At 64.3% G+C, this 15,672-nt stretch carries 22 protein-coding genes; 2 read left to right on the top strand and 20 right to left on the bottom strand.

Annotation, left to right across the window (positions count from 1 at the left end):
• Positions 1-154: 154 nt before the first annotated feature.
• The 3 genes from rpmA to WFP44_RS10560 are packed head-to-tail and all read right to left on the bottom strand — an operon-like array spanning position 155 to position 1,070.
• The gene (rpmA, locus tag WFP44_RS10570) at positions 155-424 is read right to left on the bottom strand and encodes a 50S ribosomal protein L27 (protein WP_336918137.1); all 270 of its coding nucleotides are present in this window, start codon (positions 422-424) and stop codon (positions 155-157) included.
• A gap of 43 nt (positions 425-467) precedes the next feature.
• The gene (gene rplU / locus WFP44_RS10565) at positions 468-887 is read right to left on the bottom strand and encodes a 50S ribosomal protein L21 (protein WP_336926523.1); all 420 of its coding nucleotides are present in this window, start codon (positions 885-887) and stop codon (positions 468-470) included.
• An 18-nt stretch (positions 888-905) separates the two neighbouring features.
• Complete coding sequence (locus WFP44_RS10560) at positions 906-1,070, bottom strand: hypothetical protein (protein ID WP_336926522.1); 165 nt, start codon at positions 1,068-1,070, stop codon at positions 906-908.
• A gap of 38 nt (positions 1,071-1,108) precedes the next feature.
• Between WFP44_RS10560 and WFP44_RS10555 the strand changes: the two genes are divergently transcribed.
• Complete coding sequence (locus WFP44_RS10555; RefSeq protein ID WP_336926521.1) at positions 1,109-1,618, top strand: HlyD family secretion protein; 510 nt, start codon at positions 1,109-1,111, stop codon at positions 1,616-1,618.
• Between the two features lie 100 nt (positions 1,619-1,718).
• Here WFP44_RS10555 and WFP44_RS10550 read toward each other — a convergent pair whose 3' ends face one another.
• The 17 genes from WFP44_RS10550 to coxB all read right to left on the bottom strand — a co-directional run bounded on the left by WFP44_RS10550 (position 1,719) and on the right by coxB (position 14,887).
• Positions 1,719-2,153, bottom strand: coding sequence for a hypothetical protein (locus WFP44_RS10550; RefSeq protein WP_336926520.1), 435 nt, complete (start codon positions 2,151-2,153; stop codon positions 1,719-1,721).
• A gap of 91 nt (positions 2,154-2,244) precedes the next feature.
• A complete protein-coding gene (locus WFP44_RS10545) occupies positions 2,245-2,703 on the bottom strand; it encodes a molybdenum cofactor biosynthesis protein MoaE (protein WP_336926519.1) in 459 nt (152 codons plus the stop codon).
• 4 nt (positions 2,704-2,707) lie between these two features.
• Positions 2,708-2,956, bottom strand: coding sequence for a MoaD/ThiS family protein (locus tag WFP44_RS10540; RefSeq protein WP_336926518.1), 249 nt, complete (start codon positions 2,954-2,956; stop codon positions 2,708-2,710).
• A 4-nt stretch (positions 2,957-2,960) separates the two neighbouring features.
• Positions 2,961-3,962 (bottom strand): GTP 3',8-cyclase MoaA, encoded by a 1,002-nt coding sequence (gene moaA / locus WFP44_RS10535; protein WP_336926517.1) that lies wholly within the window; start codon positions 3,960-3,962, stop codon positions 2,961-2,963.
• Positions 3,963-3,973: 11 nt separating this feature from the next.
• Positions 3,974-4,336, bottom strand: coding sequence for a Rossmann fold domain-containing protein (locus WFP44_RS10530; protein ID WP_336926516.1), 363 nt, complete (start codon positions 4,334-4,336; stop codon positions 3,974-3,976).
• The gene (locus tag WFP44_RS10525; RefSeq protein WP_336926515.1) at positions 4,336-4,704 is read right to left on the bottom strand and encodes a dihydroneopterin aldolase; all 369 of its coding nucleotides are present in this window, start codon (positions 4,702-4,704) and stop codon (positions 4,336-4,338) included. Before WFP44_RS10525 ends, WFP44_RS10530 begins: the two co-directional genes overlap by 1 nt.
• 53 nt (positions 4,705-4,757) lie before the next feature.
• Complete coding sequence (locus WFP44_RS10520) at positions 4,758-5,999, bottom strand: hypothetical protein (protein ID WP_336926514.1); 1,242 nt, start codon at positions 5,997-5,999, stop codon at positions 4,758-4,760.
• Positions 6,000-6,122: 123 nt separating this feature from the next.
• Positions 6,123-7,034 (bottom strand): RsmD family RNA methyltransferase, encoded by a 912-nt coding sequence (locus tag WFP44_RS10515; protein WP_336926513.1) that lies wholly within the window; start codon positions 7,032-7,034, stop codon positions 6,123-6,125.
• On the bottom strand, positions 7,034-8,434 hold the full coding sequence (thrC, locus tag WFP44_RS10510) for a threonine synthase (protein WP_336926512.1): 1,401 nt from the start codon (positions 8,432-8,434) through the stop codon (positions 7,034-7,036). Before thrC ends, WFP44_RS10515 begins: the two co-directional genes overlap by 1 nt.
• Positions 8,435-8,446: 12 nt before the next feature.
• Entirely contained in the window at positions 8,447-9,010 is a 564-nt protein-coding gene (locus WFP44_RS10505) for an SURF1 family protein (protein WP_336926511.1), read from the bottom strand.
• Complete coding sequence (locus tag WFP44_RS10500) at positions 9,007-9,381, bottom strand: DUF983 domain-containing protein (protein ID WP_336926510.1); 375 nt, start codon at positions 9,379-9,381, stop codon at positions 9,007-9,009. The genes WFP44_RS10505 and WFP44_RS10500 overlap by 4 nt, the downstream gene beginning before the upstream one ends.
• 25 nt (positions 9,382-9,406) lie before the next feature.
• Positions 9,407-10,273 (bottom strand): cytochrome c oxidase subunit 3, encoded by an 867-nt coding sequence (locus tag WFP44_RS10495; RefSeq protein WP_336926509.1) that lies wholly within the window; start codon positions 10,271-10,273, stop codon positions 9,407-9,409.
• A 68-nt stretch (positions 10,274-10,341) separates the two neighbouring features.
• Complete coding sequence (locus WFP44_RS10490; RefSeq protein WP_336926508.1) at positions 10,342-10,944, bottom strand: cytochrome c oxidase assembly protein; 603 nt, start codon at positions 10,942-10,944, stop codon at positions 10,342-10,344.
• Positions 10,944-11,069: a hypothetical protein gene (locus WFP44_RS10485; RefSeq protein ID WP_336926507.1), complete on the bottom strand. Its 126-nt coding sequence runs from the start codon at positions 11,067-11,069 to the stop codon at positions 10,944-10,946. Before WFP44_RS10485 ends, WFP44_RS10490 begins: the two co-directional genes overlap by 1 nt.
• Before the next feature lie 36 nt (positions 11,070-11,105).
• A complete protein-coding gene (locus WFP44_RS10480) occupies positions 11,106-12,017 on the bottom strand; it encodes a heme o synthase (protein ID WP_336926556.1) in 912 nt (303 codons plus the stop codon).
• 73 nt (positions 12,018-12,090) lie between these two features.
• Entirely contained in the window at positions 12,091-13,806 is a 1,716-nt protein-coding gene (gene ctaD, locus WFP44_RS10475; protein WP_336926506.1) for a cytochrome c oxidase subunit I, read from the bottom strand.
• A 46-nt stretch (positions 13,807-13,852) separates the two neighbouring features.
• Complete coding sequence (coxB, locus tag WFP44_RS10470; protein WP_336926505.1) at positions 13,853-14,887, bottom strand: cytochrome c oxidase subunit II; 1,035 nt, start codon at positions 14,885-14,887, stop codon at positions 13,853-13,855.
• Positions 14,888-15,088: 201 nt separating this feature from the next.
• Here coxB and pyrE point away from each other — a divergent pair, with 201 nt between their 5' ends.
• Entirely contained in the window at positions 15,089-15,670 is a 582-nt protein-coding gene (gene pyrE, locus WFP44_RS10465) for an orotate phosphoribosyltransferase (protein WP_336926504.1), read from the top strand.
• Positions 15,671-15,672: the final 2 nt, after the last annotated feature.

The following is a 15,672-nucleotide window of genomic DNA, read 5'->3' as shown; positions in this document are numbered from 1 at the left end:
CGCCCCCGCCGCGCGCATAGGCGCGGTGGATGACGATCATGTTGCGAAGGAGAAACGAAAAAGGAGACGGGTCGGCCCCATCTCCTTCGACTTTTCGGACTCTGTTTGTCCGAAGGGGCCACCCGGTGGATGACCCCTTTATCGGATCATCCGGTTATTCGGCTGCTTCGGCCTGCATATCCACGGACACATACTGGCGACCCAGCTTGCCCATGTGGAAGCGCACGCGGCCGCCAGTGAGCGCAAAAAGGGTGTGGTCCTTGCCGATGCCCACATTGGCACCCGGATAGAACTTGGTCCCGCGCTGACGCACGATAATGTTGCCGCCGACCACTTCCTGGCCGCCGAACTTCTTCACGCCGAGGCGACGGCCAGCCGAATCGCGACCGTTGCGCGACGAACCGCCAGCTTTCTTATGTGCCATCTCGTCTTACTCCGTCTCTACCGGCCGGGGCCGGGATAAAATCTTATTCGGCGGCCTTCTTGGCAGCGGCCTTCTTCGCCGGTGCCTTCTTGGCGGCGGGTGCGGCTTCCGCAGCAGGCGCTGCTTCGGCTTCGGCAGCAGCCTTCTTCGGCGCGGCCTTCTTCGCTTCGCCCACGCCCACGATGCGCAGCAGAGTCATCTGCTGGCGGTGGCCGTTCTTGCGGCGGTAATTGTGGCGGCGACGCTTCTTGAAAACGATCACCTTCTCGCTCTTCGCCTGGGCGATGATCTCTGCCGAAACAGTGACCTTGGATGCATCCGCCAGATCGGCACCTTCGCCGGCCAGCAGCACATCACCCAGCACGATCGTTTCACCGGCTTCACCAGCCAGCTTTTCAACCGCGATCTTGTCTCCTTCGGCAACGCGATACTGCTTGCCGCCTGTGCGCACGACTGCGAACATGGTGTCCAACTTCCGTTTCTAATCGCTGTCCTTGAGGCGGAATGAACCCGCTGCAATGACAAAAAAGGCGCCCACAAGGGCACCGCCAAGTGCGGCGCCGATACGGCAGAGTGCCGCGCCTGTCAACACAGGGGCAAGCATTTTAGCGCTGCAAGGAACGCAATCGGCATCCTGCCAGTCCAAGCTGGAAACCACGCCGCCACCCGTCTATGGCAAGGGCAATGATGCACCGCCATGACAAGCTGATTACGGCCAGCGCCGCATTGATCCTGCTGCTGGGCGGATGCGGGCGCAGCGAAGGTTATCCCAGCCTCTCCATCCGCGATTCGGAACGTGTAACGGGCGTCATCGAAGCGCCGACCGCCATCTTCACGCCTGCCCTCGCAACGCCTGCCACGCTGGCGCAGCTGGAGGCTCTGGTCGCCAGCGCCCGCGCCGCGCACCAGCGTTTCCTTGCCGCGCGGGGCGCTGCCGAAAGGCTCGTCGCATCTGCCCGGCGCAGCGCGGTGGGAACGGAGAGCTGGGCACAGGCGCAGGTCGGCCTTGCCAATCTCGAATCGCTGCGCAGCGATACAATGATCGCGCTGGCCGATATCGACCGGCTGCACGTGGATGCCCACACAGGTGGCGGCGATATTGCCGAAACCGGATCCGCGTTGGCCGAAATCAACGCCCTAGTGGCTGAACAGGACGCGGTGATCGCCGCGCTGCTGGGCCAATTGGGCAGCTAGAGCCAGTCGTCAAACGCAAAGCGCGGGGCCGGCTTTGGAGCCGACCCCGCGCGCATACGGGACATTTGGCAGCGCCTACCCTTTTCGCGTGTGAAAGGGTTTAGCGCACCAAGGCGGCAATGGTCACAACCGCCAGACCCCAGACCACGATCAGTGCCGGGAGGATCAGAACCTGCACTGTTGCCGCGCCTGCGGTGTTATGCCCCGTAAGGGCGGTAATGCCATCGCGCTGGAACCGGGCCCAGCTCATGGCTTTTTTGGGAGCATCGGGGGCCATCCTCGTCCATTCGGCAGAAAGACCGAAACCGGCGAGGATGACAAAGGCAAAGATCGCCATCGGAATGATCAGTTCCGCGTGGGAAAAGGCCAGCGCCGTGGTGGCAAGGAAGGTCAGATAGCACCCGACCATCGCGATATAGACGCCGCGCGGCAGTTCGAAAGTGCGGTCAACGATATGCGGCGCACGCGCAGCGGGCGGCTCGGCATGAACATCGGCATGGGCAGCGATCGCGGCGAGGTTGAGCTTCTGGGCCATGGTGGCAGTCCTTCCTGTCTGACAGGCAGGAAATTGCCGCGAATCGCGCCGCTACGCCTTGATTTGCGTCAAACCGCGATGGCGGATTCGCTCACCCCCAGCGGGCGATGTCGGCGTGATCCTGTTCGCGCGGTTCGATCCAGTGCCATGTTCCGCCGCGCTTCTCGCGCTTCCAGAACCAGCTGTCGGATTTGAGGTGATCCATGGCGAAATCCACCGCGTCGATCGCGCCGCGCCGGTGGCGGGCGGCGGCGGATACCAGCACGATCGGCTCGCCCACGCGCATCACCCCGGTGCGGTGAATGATCTGGATGCCCATCAGATCGAACCGGGCCAGCGCTTCGTCCGCCAGCGCTTCCATGCCGGGCAGCGTCATCGGCGCGTAATGCAGCAGCTCCAGCGCCTCCACGCCCGCATCCTGCCCTTCTCCGCCCCGCACTTCGCCCACAAAGGTGCATACGCCGCCAAGGCCGGGATGGGCATTGGTGAAGGGCCCGATGAACTGGCCGGGATTGAACGGCTCGGCCAATAGGCGGACATCGCGTGCCATTCGATCAGCCGCCACTTACAGGCGGCAGCAGCGCCACCTCGTCACCCTCGCCCGCCTGAAGCGCGGCCTTGTCGGCCAGCAGCGCCCCGTTGACCGCGATGCGTGTGCGTTCGCCGCGCGCGGCCTCGCCCAGCGGTCCCGGCAACGCATCGAGCAGGCCCTGCCAGTCCAGCGGCGCGTCCACTTCGCGTGCCTCCTCTCCGGCCAGGTCGGCCAGCTTGCCCAGAAAGACGATCCGCACGCCCCTGCTCATGGCCTCAGCCCCCCGTCACCGACATATGGCGCGGCTGCGCGGGGCCAGCGCCTTCGGCAATGCGGAAATGGTGGCGTTCGGGCTTGATCCGCATGGCCTCGTCCAATGCATCGGCCAGCCGCGCGTCGGGATCGTCAGAGCGCAAGGCGGCGCGCAGATCAACCATCTCGGCCCCGCCAAGGCACGCGTAGAGCTGGCCCGTGGCGGTCACGCGGATGCGGTTGCAGCCGGCGCAGAAATTGTTCGTCAGCGGCGTGATGAAGCCCAGCCGGCCGCCGGTTTCCCGCACGGTGACATAACGCGACGGGCCGCCGGTGCGAAAATCGCTGTCTTCCAGCGTAAAACGCGCCTCCAGCGCATCGCGCACCACGGTGAGCGGCAGGTAATGATCGACGCGGCTGCCATCCACCTCGCCCAGCGGCATGACCTCGATCAGGGTGATATCGTGCCCATGGCGGTGCGCCCATTCGACGAGGTAGGGGATCTCCGCCTCGTTCAGGCCCTTCAGCGCCACGGTGTTGATCTTGACCTTGAGGCCAGCCGCCTTGGCTGCCGCAATGCCTTGCAGCACCTGCACCAGCCGGTCGCGCCGCGACAGCTGCTGGAACAGCGCGCCGTCCATCGTGTCGAGGCTGACATTGATGCGCCGCACACCTGCCGCCGCAATCGCCTCGGCGTGCTCGGCCAATTGCGTGCCGTTGGTGGTGAGCGTCAGCTCCTCCAGCCCGTCGCCCAGCTTGCGGCCCAGCGCGGCGATCAGATCCACCACATCGCGCCGCACCAGCGGTTCGCCGCCGGTCAGCCGGATTTTCGTGATCCCCCTCTCGATCATGGCGAGCGCCAGCTTGTGCAGTTCCTCCAGGCTCAGCACGTCCTTCTTGGGCAGGAACTGCATCGCTTCGGGCATACAATAGGTGCAGCGCAGATCGCACCGGTCGGTCACCGACAGGCGGAGGTAGGAAATGCGGCGGTTGAATGCGTCGACGAGGGGTTTGGCGCAGCTCATATCGGAGTCATTTAGTCCGATTTTGCCGGATTGCCATCCTGTCCGTTGATTTCGTCCAGCGTGAACACTTGGCCCGTCACCCCCGGCGCATCGGCCAGATAGGCCAGCACCGCGTCGATATCGTCCTCGCGCTCACCCACAATGGCGTTGAAGCGATGGCGCGGCGCAGCGGCGCGCGCCAGATCCTGCACCGCCGCTTCGCGCCAGGCGGTGTGATCGTGGGGGGCGGGCGGGAAGATCACCACCATGTCGCCGCCTTCGGGCAGCGCTTCAGTCGCCTTGCGCAATTCGCCCGCGACATGGGTGTGAAACGCGCCCGCCGCCTCCAGCGCCGCATCGGGCAGCTTTGAAATGCGCAGGACGCTTTGCGCCATCAGCGCCGTTCCCGCACCAGCGTGATGCCGATCTGCTCGTCCGCTTCGCTCAGCGCCAGCTTGACGATCTTGACGCTGACCTGTTCGACGCGCGCATCCTGCAGGAAGAGCGATTCCGCCACATGATCGGCCACTGCCTCGATCAGCTTGTAATGCGTATCGCCCAGCCCTTCGGAACAGGCGAATTTCAGGTCCATGTAATTCTTGGACGCATCGAGCGGGGTTTCGGGATCGTAGCGATCCTCCACCTTCAGCTTCACCTGAACGGTGAACTTCAGCGGCTGCGGCTGGCCGGTTTCTTCCGAATAGATGCCCGTGTGCACATCGTGCACGAAATCCGCCAGTTCAAGGATGAGGCTGTCTGCCATGGCCGCGCCCTTGGCAAAGGCGCGCCCGCTTGGCAAGCGCGATCAGCGGCGGATCATTGACAAAGTCCGGCGGCCCGTTCGGCAATCCCGCGCAAGCCGCCCCGGCAGCGCGGCAAGGCGGCGGGCGCCTGTGCTTCCGGTTCGGCATCCTGTTCCGCCCCGCCCATGCCCATGCCCATGCCCATCATCCCATCCATGCCGGGAATCACCATCGCCATCGACCGGAACCGCACCCGCGCGATCCATTCGGGCCGCCACGAGGAGGAGGCATTTTGCGGGCGCGGCGGGTAGGAGAAATCGGCCTGCGGGCCATAGGCATAGAGGCTGGTCATCATCCCTTCGCCCCCGTTCTCGCGCACCTGCCGGGGAATCACGCATTCGGTGGTGCCCGGCGCCAGCAATTGCCCCGCCTCGACATAGCGGCGCGCGGCAGCTGGGCTGATCCAGTCGGCGAACGGCCCGCCAAAGGCCTGCGTGGTGGAACTGGTCCACCACACCATGTCCCGCTCGTTCCGGCCTGCGCCGATCGCCCAGGCGTAATAGCCGGTGGCCTTGTCCAGATGGTTCCAGCGCAGCCGCACCGCCCCGCCGGACAATTCGGTGCCCGTGGGATTGAGCGCGGGCATGAAATCCTCTGCCAGATCAAATGCAATATCCGGCGTGTAATTCCCTGCCACGCGGTGCGCGCCCAGCAGCGAGGATTGCGCGGTCAGCCGCCGCTCGGCCCGCTCGTTGGGCCATTCGCCATAGGTCGTGCTGTTGCTCTGCATCACCTGCCAGTCGTCGGGCAGGTTCAGCCCCTGCGCATAGAGGCCCGGCGGCACTTCACCACGCGCGAGGCGGGCAAAGTCGATGATCACCGGCTGGCCCGGCCCGGCATTCTCCCCGCAGCCCCAGAACAGCAGCAGCCGCCCGCGCGGCATTTCGGTCTGCCCCGGCATTCCCACTTCCCCGGCAACGCGGCGCGGAGTGACCAGCGGCACCGAGGCGCCAAGCCGGGCGTTTTCGGGCATGAAGTGGTCGGCAGCCGGCGATCCGTTGGCGGGCGCGCGCACCGTTCCCAGCCGCAGCACCAGTTCGTGCGCCACCTGATCCCCGCCGCGCATCATGTTCATGACCGCCCCCATGCCGCCACCGCCCTGGCCCATCGCGGCCATGCCCGACAGCGTGCCCGCATCCATCGTGTAGCGGGCCACGGTTTGCGTATTGGTCTGCGAGAGAACCGGCGCCAGACCTATCGTCGCCGCACCGGCAACGAAACCGGCAAGCATCAGGGCGCGAAAATGTGTGCGCATGGCAATTCCCCCCAAACGCGCGAGGGTCTGCCGACTCCACCAGCAGGCAGGCCCTGCAAGAGCGCCAGCATATGCCTGTCGCAAGCTGCCGCAAAGCGCGTTTTGCGCGCGGGCTCAGCCGCGCTAGTCGCGCCGCCAGCGGGCGAAAATGGCGGTGGGCAGCAGCCGGCCATCAGGGCCATCTTCGCGCACAGCCAGATCGCCATGCTCCACCGTGCCGGGCAGATCGCGCAGCACCTCGGCCAGCAGGCCACCAATCGCAAGGCTGCTCATCCGCACGGCATAGACGGTCAGGAACAGGAACCGGCTTTCGGCATCGAGCAACCGGGCGCAATCGCTCACAAGGCCTGGCAGATGCTCCTCCAGCCGCCAGACTTCGCCCCCCGGCCCGCGCCCGAATTTGGGCGGGTCGAGGATGATCCCGTCATAGCGCTTGCCGCGCCGCACTTCGCGTGCGGTGAACTTGGCCGCATCGTCCACCAGCCAGCGGATCGGGCGATCCGCCATGCCCGCCGCTTGCGCATTGGCACGCGCCTGCGCGACCGATTTCTTGCTCGCATCGACATGGGTTACCGGGCCATGCCGGCTGAGCGCCTGCGTGCCCACGCCGGTATAGCCGAACAGGTTGAGCGTCGCGGCATCCTCGCGCCCGGCCAACTGCCTGCGCATCCAGTCCCACACGGGGGCCATATCGGGGAAGAACCCCAGATGGCGGAACGGGGTGCACTGCGCGGTGAATGTCGCCTCGTTCCACGAAAGGGGCCAGCCCCCTTCGATCTTGGCACGCGGCACCTGCCCGCTGAACTGCCAACGCCCGCCGCCATCCTCGTCACTGCCGGGGACGAATTCGCCATGCGCCTGCCAATCCGGCCCAAGCTCGTTCAGGCGCGGCGTCCACATCGCCTGCGGTTCGGGGCGGATGAAGCGATAGGGGCCGTAGCGTTCCAGCTTGCGCCCATGGCCGCTGTCCACCAGGCCATAATCGGCCCAGCCTGCGCCTTCCATGACCAACGGTTGCGGCGCGAGGGTCGCCATTACTGGCTCGGGGTCGCGTGGCTTTCCACAAAGGCACGCACCGCGTCATAGTCGCCCGGCAATTCGGTGTAGCTTTCCGCCCGTTCGAACAGATCACCCATGCGCGAAGGCAACGCCGGGCGCTGGCCCGTCGCGCGCTCCACCGCATCGCGGAACTTGGCCGGGTGCGCGGTGGCCAGCGTTACCACCGGCACGGCCGGATCGATCCCCGCATTGCGCGCCGCGTGCAGGCCAATCGCGGTGTGCGGATCGATGATCTCGCCGCAATGGTTCTTGGCCCAGGCCATCGCCCGCGTCATCTCGTCCCCGTCGCAGCGGGCCGAGGTGAACAGCGCCGCTGCCTGTTCGGCTTGCGCATTGGTGAGCTGCATCGCCTTGGTCGATTCGAACACGCGCATCTGCTCGGCCATGGCCGCGCCATCGCGCCCGCCGCAATCGAACAGCAGGCGTTCAAAATTGCTGGAGACCTGAATATCCATGCTGGGCGCAGCCGTGGGCGTCACCGTTCCGGCCGAATAATCGCCGGTGGACAGCGCGCGGTGCAGGATGTCGTTGATATTGGTCGCCACGATCAGCTTCTCGACCGGCAGGCCCATCTGCGCCGCGACATAGCCGGCAAACACATCGCCGAAATTGCCCGTGGGCACGCTGAAGGCCACTTTGCGATCCGGGCCGCCCAATTGCAGCGCGGCGGCGAAATAATACACCACCTGCGCCATCAGCCGCGCCCAGTTGATCGAATTGACCGCGGTGATGCGGTAACGCCCGTTTACCTCGGCATCGTTGAACATCCGCTTCACCATCGCCTGCGCATCGTCAAAGCTGCCGTCGATGGCGATGTTGTAGACATTGGGTGCGCGCACCGTGGTCATCTGGCGGCGCTGCACATCGGAGACGCGGCCATTGGGGTGGAGCATGAAGATATCCACCCGCTCGCGCCCGGCCACCGCGTCAATCGCCGCGCTGCCCGTATCGCCGCTGGTCGCGCCCACAATGGTGAGGTGCGCATCGCTTTTGGCCAGAAAATGTTCGAACAGGCGGCCCAGCAATTGCAGCGCCACATCCTTGAACGCCAGCGTGGGGCCGTGGAACAACTCCAGCAGCCAATGCTGTTCGTCAAACTGCTTGAGCGGAGTCACGGCGGCATGGGCAAAGCGGCCATAGGCTTCGCGGCACAGGCTGCGCAGCTCGTCCTCGGTCAGGCTGGGCTGCACGAAGGGCAGCATCACGCGCACCGCCAGCTCGGCATAAGGAAGCCCGCGCATTGCCCGGATCTCGTCGGCTGAAAAGCGCGGCCATTCGCGCGGCACATAGAGCCCGCCATCGCTGGCAAGGCCCGCCAGCGTTACTCCTGCGAAATCGAGCGCCGGTGCGCTCCCCCTGGTCGAGATATATTCCATAGCAAGGCGCGGTTAGCGTCCCCGCTTGCGCAAGGCCAGCACATATATGACCAGCGCCGACAGGGCGAAGAAGAACCACTGCCCGGCATAGGCGAGATGGTTGTTGGGTGTATCGGCAGGATCAGGCGCGGCGTTGGCTTCCAGCCCGGCCAAAGGCGGATCAGCCACGATGCGCCAGCCTGCCTCACCGCCGGGGGCAATCGTGCCGGTCACCTCTCCCCCCGCCCAGTCAGGCTGAAGCGAGGGATCGCGCGACCAACCCAGCACCACTTCGGCATCGGGACAGGTGGCGATGTGGACATAACCCGCCTGATCGCGCGCATTGCGCCCTGAAATCGCGTTCCATGCCGTTACCCCGGTGCAGGTAAACGCGACCCGGCGATAGAGTTGGCTGAGCGGATCGGCGGGCAGCGTGGCCAGCGCCTCTGAACTGGTCGAAGCGGCCTGATAGCGCGCGATCAGCGCCTCCTTCTCCTGCATCCGGCCCAGTTGCCAGATGCCAAGGCCGATCATCGTGGCGATGGCAACGGCCACGATGACCGTGGGAATGACGGGGATGCGGCGGACAGCACTCACAGCGGGCCCCCGTCATGCCGGTGTTCTTCCGCGCGGGTGTGATACTCGCGGATAAGCAGCCACGCCTTCGTGAAGCGCAGCCCGCCGATCACCAGCGCCACCACCAGCGGCAGCCACAGCGCGATATGCACCCAGAAGGGCGGCTCCACTGCCAACTCCAGCCACACGGCAAGGATCGTCACCAGCGCGCCCACGCCCAGCGTGAGGAAGGCGGCCGGGCCATCGCCCACATTGAAAGCCGAGAAATCGAGGCCGCACACCCGGCAACGGGGCGCGAACCTCGCCACGCCCGCAAACAGCGTGCGGCCCGCGCAACGCGGGCAACAACCGAAAAGGGCAGCCTCGGTCAAACCGGGCTGCCCCTTTGTCATGGATTCCGGTGAAGTCACGCGCAGATCAATGGATCGGTGCGCCCCAACCGCCCCACACATAGACGGAGACGAACAGGAACAGCCAGACCACGTCCACGAAGTGCCAATACCAGGCCGCCGCTTCGAAGCCGAAGTGCTGGCGCGGGGTGAAATGGCCGAGATAGGCGCGGCGCAGACAGACGGCGAGGAAGATGGTGCCCACGATCACGTGGAAGCCGTGGAAGCCGGTCGCCATGTAGAAGGCCGAGGAATAGGCATTGCCGCCAAAGCCGAAAGTGGCGTGGCTGTATTCATAGGCCTGGATGCACGAAAACAGCACGCCCAGCGCGATGGTGGCCCACAGGCCCTTCTTCAGGCCTTCGCGGTCACCATGGATCAGCGAATGGTGCGCCCAGGTCACCGTGGTGCCCGAACAGAGCAGGATCAGCGTGTTGAGCAGCGGCAGATCGAACGGGTCGAGCACGTGGATCCCTTCATGCGGGAAGACGCGTGCGGCCTGTTCACCGCTTTGCCCCACAATGTTCGACCACAGGCCAGAGGCCGAATCGTAGACCAGCGGAGCGGGGAACAGCGCGAAATCGAACCAGCTCCAGAACCAGCCGACGAAGAACATCACTTCCGAAGCGATGAACAGGATCATGCCATAGCGCATATGCAGCTGCACCACGGGGGTGTGGTCGCCGCGCTGCGCTTCCATCACGATCTTGGAAAACCAGCCAAAGAAGGTGGCGATCAGGCCCGCAATGCCCAGCCCCAGCACCAGATGCCCGCCGCTCATCTCGTGCATGAACAGCACCATCCCGCTGGTGAAGGTGAGCGCCGACACAGAGCCGACCAGCGGCCAGATATCGGGATCGAGGATGTGGTAATCGTGATTCTTGGCGCCAGCCATGGTCCGGTATCCTGATTAGTCCTGTTGCCCTGCCCTTAGTCCGCGATTTGCCGAGGGTCTAGAGCCTATCAGTCCTGTTTTGCACGGTGGAATGTGTAGGACAGGGTGATCTGTTCCACGCCTTCCATGTTGGGATCGTCCAGCACCTTGGGGTCGACGAAATAGAGCACCGGCATCCGCACCTCCTGGCCCGGTTGCAGCGTCTGTTCGGTGAAGCAGAAGCACTGGATCTTGTTGAAATAGCGGCCCGCCTGTTCCGGCTCCACATTGAAGGTGGCGGTGCCGGTGATCGGCACATCCGAATTGTTGCGCGCCACATAGGTCGCCATGTCCCGCTGGCCGATCGCCACGCGGTCCACCCGCTGCAGGGGCCGGAACGTCCAGGGCATATTGCTGGCGGTGTTGGAATCAAACCGGATCGAGAATTCACGCGCCCCCGCACTGGCGGCCATGCGCGCGGCAAGATCGGCATCCGCCTCGCTCGCAACCTGCGTGGTGCCGCCAAAGCCCGTCACCCGGCAGAACAGGTCATACAGCGGCACAGCCGCATAACCCAGGCCCAGCATTGCCGCCGCCATGCCAAAGCCCATCCACATCGTGCGGCGGTTGCGCCGCTCCAGATCCCCCGATCCGCCTGCTCCCTGGCCCCCCGCGTTTGCCAACACGGTCATCAGTCCGATATCCTTACAATGGTAATCATGTAGAACAGCACGACAAAGCCGAGCAGGATGAGGCCCAGCGCAATGTTCCGCGATTTGCGGCGGCGCAGGAATTCGGCTTCTTCTTCGGGCGTCATGGCGCGGTCAACCTGTCTGCACAATCGGCCCAGAACCTAGGCCAGTATCAGCCTGTCCGCCACCAGCGCGGCGAACAGCGTGAAAAGATAAAACACCGAATAGGCGAACAGCCGCTTTTCCGGGGCCATCCGATCATCGGCTCCGGCGGTTCGGAATGCAACCGGAACCGCCAGAAACAAGAATGCAACCGAAAGCACCAGCGCGGCAATACCGTAGATCGCCCCTGTCCCGCCGATTGCCCAGGGTGCAAGGCTGATGGCGAGCAGCGCGATGCTGTAGCCAAAGATCTGCCGCCGCGTGCTCTTTTCCCCCGCCACCACGGGCATCATGGGGATACCCACGCGCGCGTAATCGGTCTGCACGAACAGCGCCAGCGCCCAGAAATGCGGCGGTGTCCAGATGAAGATGATCGCAAACAGCAGCACCGGCATCAGCGTGATGTCGCCAGTTACGGCCACCCAGCCGATCAGCGGCGGAAAGGCCCCCGCCCCACCGCCGATCACGATGTTCTGCGGCGTGCGCGGTTTCAGCCAGATCGTATAGATGACCGCGTAGTAGACAATCGATCCTGCAAGGATCAGCGCGGCCAGCCAGTTGACCGCCAGACCCATTACCACCACCGACACCCCGGAAAGGAACAGGCCGAAATCGCGCGCATCCTCGCGCCGCATCCGGCCCTGCGGCAGCGGCCGCGCGGCGGTGCGCTTCATTTCAGCATCGATATCGGCTTCCCACCACTGGTTGAGCGCCGCCGCCCCGCCCGCACCCAGCGCAATGCACAGGATGGCGGTGAAACCGATCACCGGGTGGATCGAGCCCGGCGCAGCCAGCAGGCCGCACAGGCCGGTAAAGACCACCAGGCTCATCACGCGCGGCTTGGTCAGCGCAAAGAAATCGCGCCATTCGGCCGGCATCTGAGTCGCAAGGGGAGCGTTTGCCTGTGTCATCATATCAAGACCCCCTCCCGCCCGAAGGCGAGAGGGGGCAGTCCTTTCCGGGAAACCCCGATCACATCTCCGATCAGGCGCGAGCGGGCGCCGCGCTGATGTGATCGTCAGCCGTGTGGTGATCTTCGATCACCGGCAGGGTTTCGAACTGGTGGAACGGCGGCGGGCTGGACAGCGACCATTCCAGCGTCGTCGCGCCTTCACCCCAGTAATTGGCCGCAGCCTTCTTGCCGGCGGTGAACGCATAGATGATGTTGATGAAGAAGATCCCGATCGATGCGGCCATGATGATGTATCCGTAGGACGCGATCTCGTTCCAGTAGGTGTAGGCCGGGGTATAGTCCGGGTAACGGCGCGCCATGCCCTGACGCCCCAGGAAGTGCATGGGGAAGAAGATCAGGTTCACGCCCACGAAGAACACCCAGAAGTGCAGGTGCGAAAGGAATTCGCTGTGCATCCGGCCAAACATCTTCGGGAACCAGTAATACCAGCCCGCGAACATCGAGGTCACTGCACCCAGCGACAGCACGTAGTGGAAGTGCGCCACCACGTAATAGGTGTCGTGCAGGTTATCGTCGATGCCGCCATTGGCCAGCACCACGCCGGTCACACCGCCCACGGTGAACAGGAAGATGAAGCCCATGGCCCAGACCATCGGGCTCTTGAACTCGATCGAGCCGCCCCACATTGTGGCGATCCAGCTGAAGATCTTGATGCCGGTGGGCACCGCGATCACCATGGTCGCTGCGGTGAAATACATCTTCGTGTTCACGTCGAGGCCGACCGTATACATGTGGTGCGCCCACACGATGAAGCCGACCACGCCGATCGCGACCATGGCATAGGCCATGCCCAGATAACCGAAGACCGGCTTCTTGGAGAAGGTCGCCACGATCTGGCTGATCATGCCGAAGCCCGGCAGGATCATGATGTACACTTCAGGGTGACCGAAGAACCAGAACAGGTGCTGGTACAGAATCGGGTCACCGCCGCCCGCCGGATCGAAGAAAGTGGTGCCGAAATTGCGATCGGTCAGAAGCATGGTGATGGCCGCGGCCAGAACCGGCAACGCCAGCAGCAGCAGGAAAGCGGTCACCAGCACCGACCACACGAACAGCGGCATCTTGTGCAGCGTCATGCCGGGGGCACGCATATTGAAGATGGTGGTGATGAAGTTCGTCGCACCCAGGATCGAGCCTGCGCCCGCAAGGTGCAGCGAGAAGATCGCAAAATCCACCGCCGGGCCGACCGAGCCGGTGGTCGAGAGCGGCGCATAGACTGTCCAGCCCACGCCCGCACCCATGCCCGTGCCGCCTGGCACAAAGGCCGAGAACATCAGCGACATGAAGCCCGCGACCGTCAGCCAGAACGAGATGTTGTTCATGCGCGGAAAGGCCATGTCGGGCGCGCCGATCATCAGCGGCACGAACCAGTTGCCGAAGCCGCCGATCATCGCCGGCATCACCATGAAGAACACCATGATGAGGCCGTGCGCGGTGATCAGCACGTTCCACATATGGCCCTGCTGGTCAAACGTGCCCTCGCCGCCGAGGAATTCGACGACCTGACCCATGATCTGCAGGCCCGGCTCGGCCAGTTCCCAGCGCATCAGGCCGGAAATGGCGCCACCGATGATCCCCGCGAAGATCGCGAAGATAAGGTACATCGTGCCGATGTCCTTGTGGTTGGTGGACATGAACCAACGCTTGAAAAAGCTCGGCTTGTGATCGGCATGATCATGCGCGTGGGTGTCGTGGTGGGCGTCAAAGCCTTCAGCGGTGGTGGCCATGTTTCTCTCGGACCTTAGGCTAGGAAATCAGACAGGATAGTCACAATCAGGCAGCAGGAGCCGGCGCGGGCCCGGCCGAAGGAGCAGGTGCAGCTTCGGCCGCAACTTCCGTGCCGGGCAACGTGCCGCCCTTCGACAGCACCCAGGCTTCAAAATCTTCCGGCGTGCGCGCTTCGATGGCGATGGGCATATAGCCATGGCGCGCACCGCACAATTCCATGCACTGGCCGTAATAGATGCCGGGCTGTTCGATCACGAGCATCTTCTCGTTGATGCGGCCGGGCACGGCATCCATCTTGAACCACAGCGAGGGGATGCCAAAGGCGTGGATCACGTCCGCACCGAAGGTCTGCAGGCGGATCGGCACACCCACGGGCACAACCATGCGGTTGTCCACTTCCAGCAGCGGCGGCAGACCCTGCGCAACGGCATCGGCTTCGGGCATCATGTTGGAGATGACTTCGAAACCGCCATGGTCAGGATATTCGTAACCCCAATACCACTGGTAGCCGTTCGCCTTGATCGTGATCGCATTTTCCGGCGGCGCCTCATACTGCTTGGCCAGCAGGCGGATCGAGGGAACCGCGATCACCAGCAGGATAATCACCGGGATCACCGTCCACACCACTTCGATCAGCGTGTTGTGGCTGGTCTTGGAAGCAACCGGATTGCGGCGCTTGTTGTAGCGCACGATCACCCACAGCAGCAGGCCGAGCACGAACAGCGTGATAACCGTGATGATCGGCATCAGGATCGCATCGTGCATCCACAGCGCATATTGCCCGTTGGGCGAGTGCTGGCTCTGGAAAGTCACGCCGCGCGCTTCGGGCTGGCCGATAATCATGTCGGCGCCGAAATGGTCGAAAGCGGGCGCTTCAACCGCTGCCGCATCGGCGGGAGCCGCCGCATCCGCCGCAGGCGCTGCAGCCTCCACGGATGCAGCGACCGTCGCTTCCACCGGGGCAGCAGCCGATTCCGCACCCTGCGCCACCACAGGCGCCGATGCGGTGGAGAACGTCAGGCCCGCGGCCAGAATTGCCAGAAATTGCAGCCGCTTGCGGGCGATATCGCCGAAAATCATCAGTCCAGTGCTTTCCGTTTTCGTTGCGGGCCCAGATGACCCGAAAAGGCCGGGAAAAGGGCGTTCGGCGCGGCCTATACGCCCGCTTGCCCCGTGCCTCAAGCGCTTCTAGGAGGATTTTTCACAGAAGGCGATGCGGGCTTTTGTCTGCTTTGCCGCCAAACCTCACGGATTACCAACCGAAAAGGCGAACCCCGAATCATGACCGAAGACGAGGTGCTGGCCGAATTCCGCAGCTGCCATGCCCTGCTGGAGGGGCATTTCAAGCTGTCCTCCGGCCGCCATTCCGCGCATTATTTGCAATGCGCACGTGTGCTGATGAACCCTGAACGGGCCAGCCGGCTGGCGCTGGCGCTGGCGCAGCGTCTGCCGCGCGATCTGCGCTCGTCCATCGACCTGGTGGTTTCCCCGGCGATGGGCGGCCTGATCATCGGGCACGAAATGGGCCGCGCGCTGGGCAAGGACGCGATCTTTGTGGAACGGCCCACCGGCACTTTCGAATTGCGGCGCGGCTTTGCGATTCCCGCAGGTGCGCGCGTGCTGATGGTAGAGGATGTCGTCACCACCGGCCTTTCCAGCCGCGAGGCGATGGAATGCGTCCGCGCCGAAGGAGGCGAGGTCGTGGCGGAGGCCGCGCTGGTCGATCGCAGCGCAGGCTCGGTCGATCTGGGTGTGCCTTTCTACCCGCTGGTGGCGATCAACTTCCCCACTTATGCTCAAGACGAGCTTCCGCCTGCGCTGGCCGCCGTGCCGGTCACCAAGCCGGGCAGTCGCAAGGAATGAGC

Source organism: Alteraurantiacibacter palmitatis, assembly GCF_037154115.1.
GTDB lineage: Bacteria > Pseudomonadota > Alphaproteobacteria > Sphingomonadales > Sphingomonadaceae > Alteraurantiacibacter > Alteraurantiacibacter palmitatis.
Note: the sequence above shows the minus strand (reverse complement) of the source record. Positions and strands in the feature narration are given on the sequence as shown.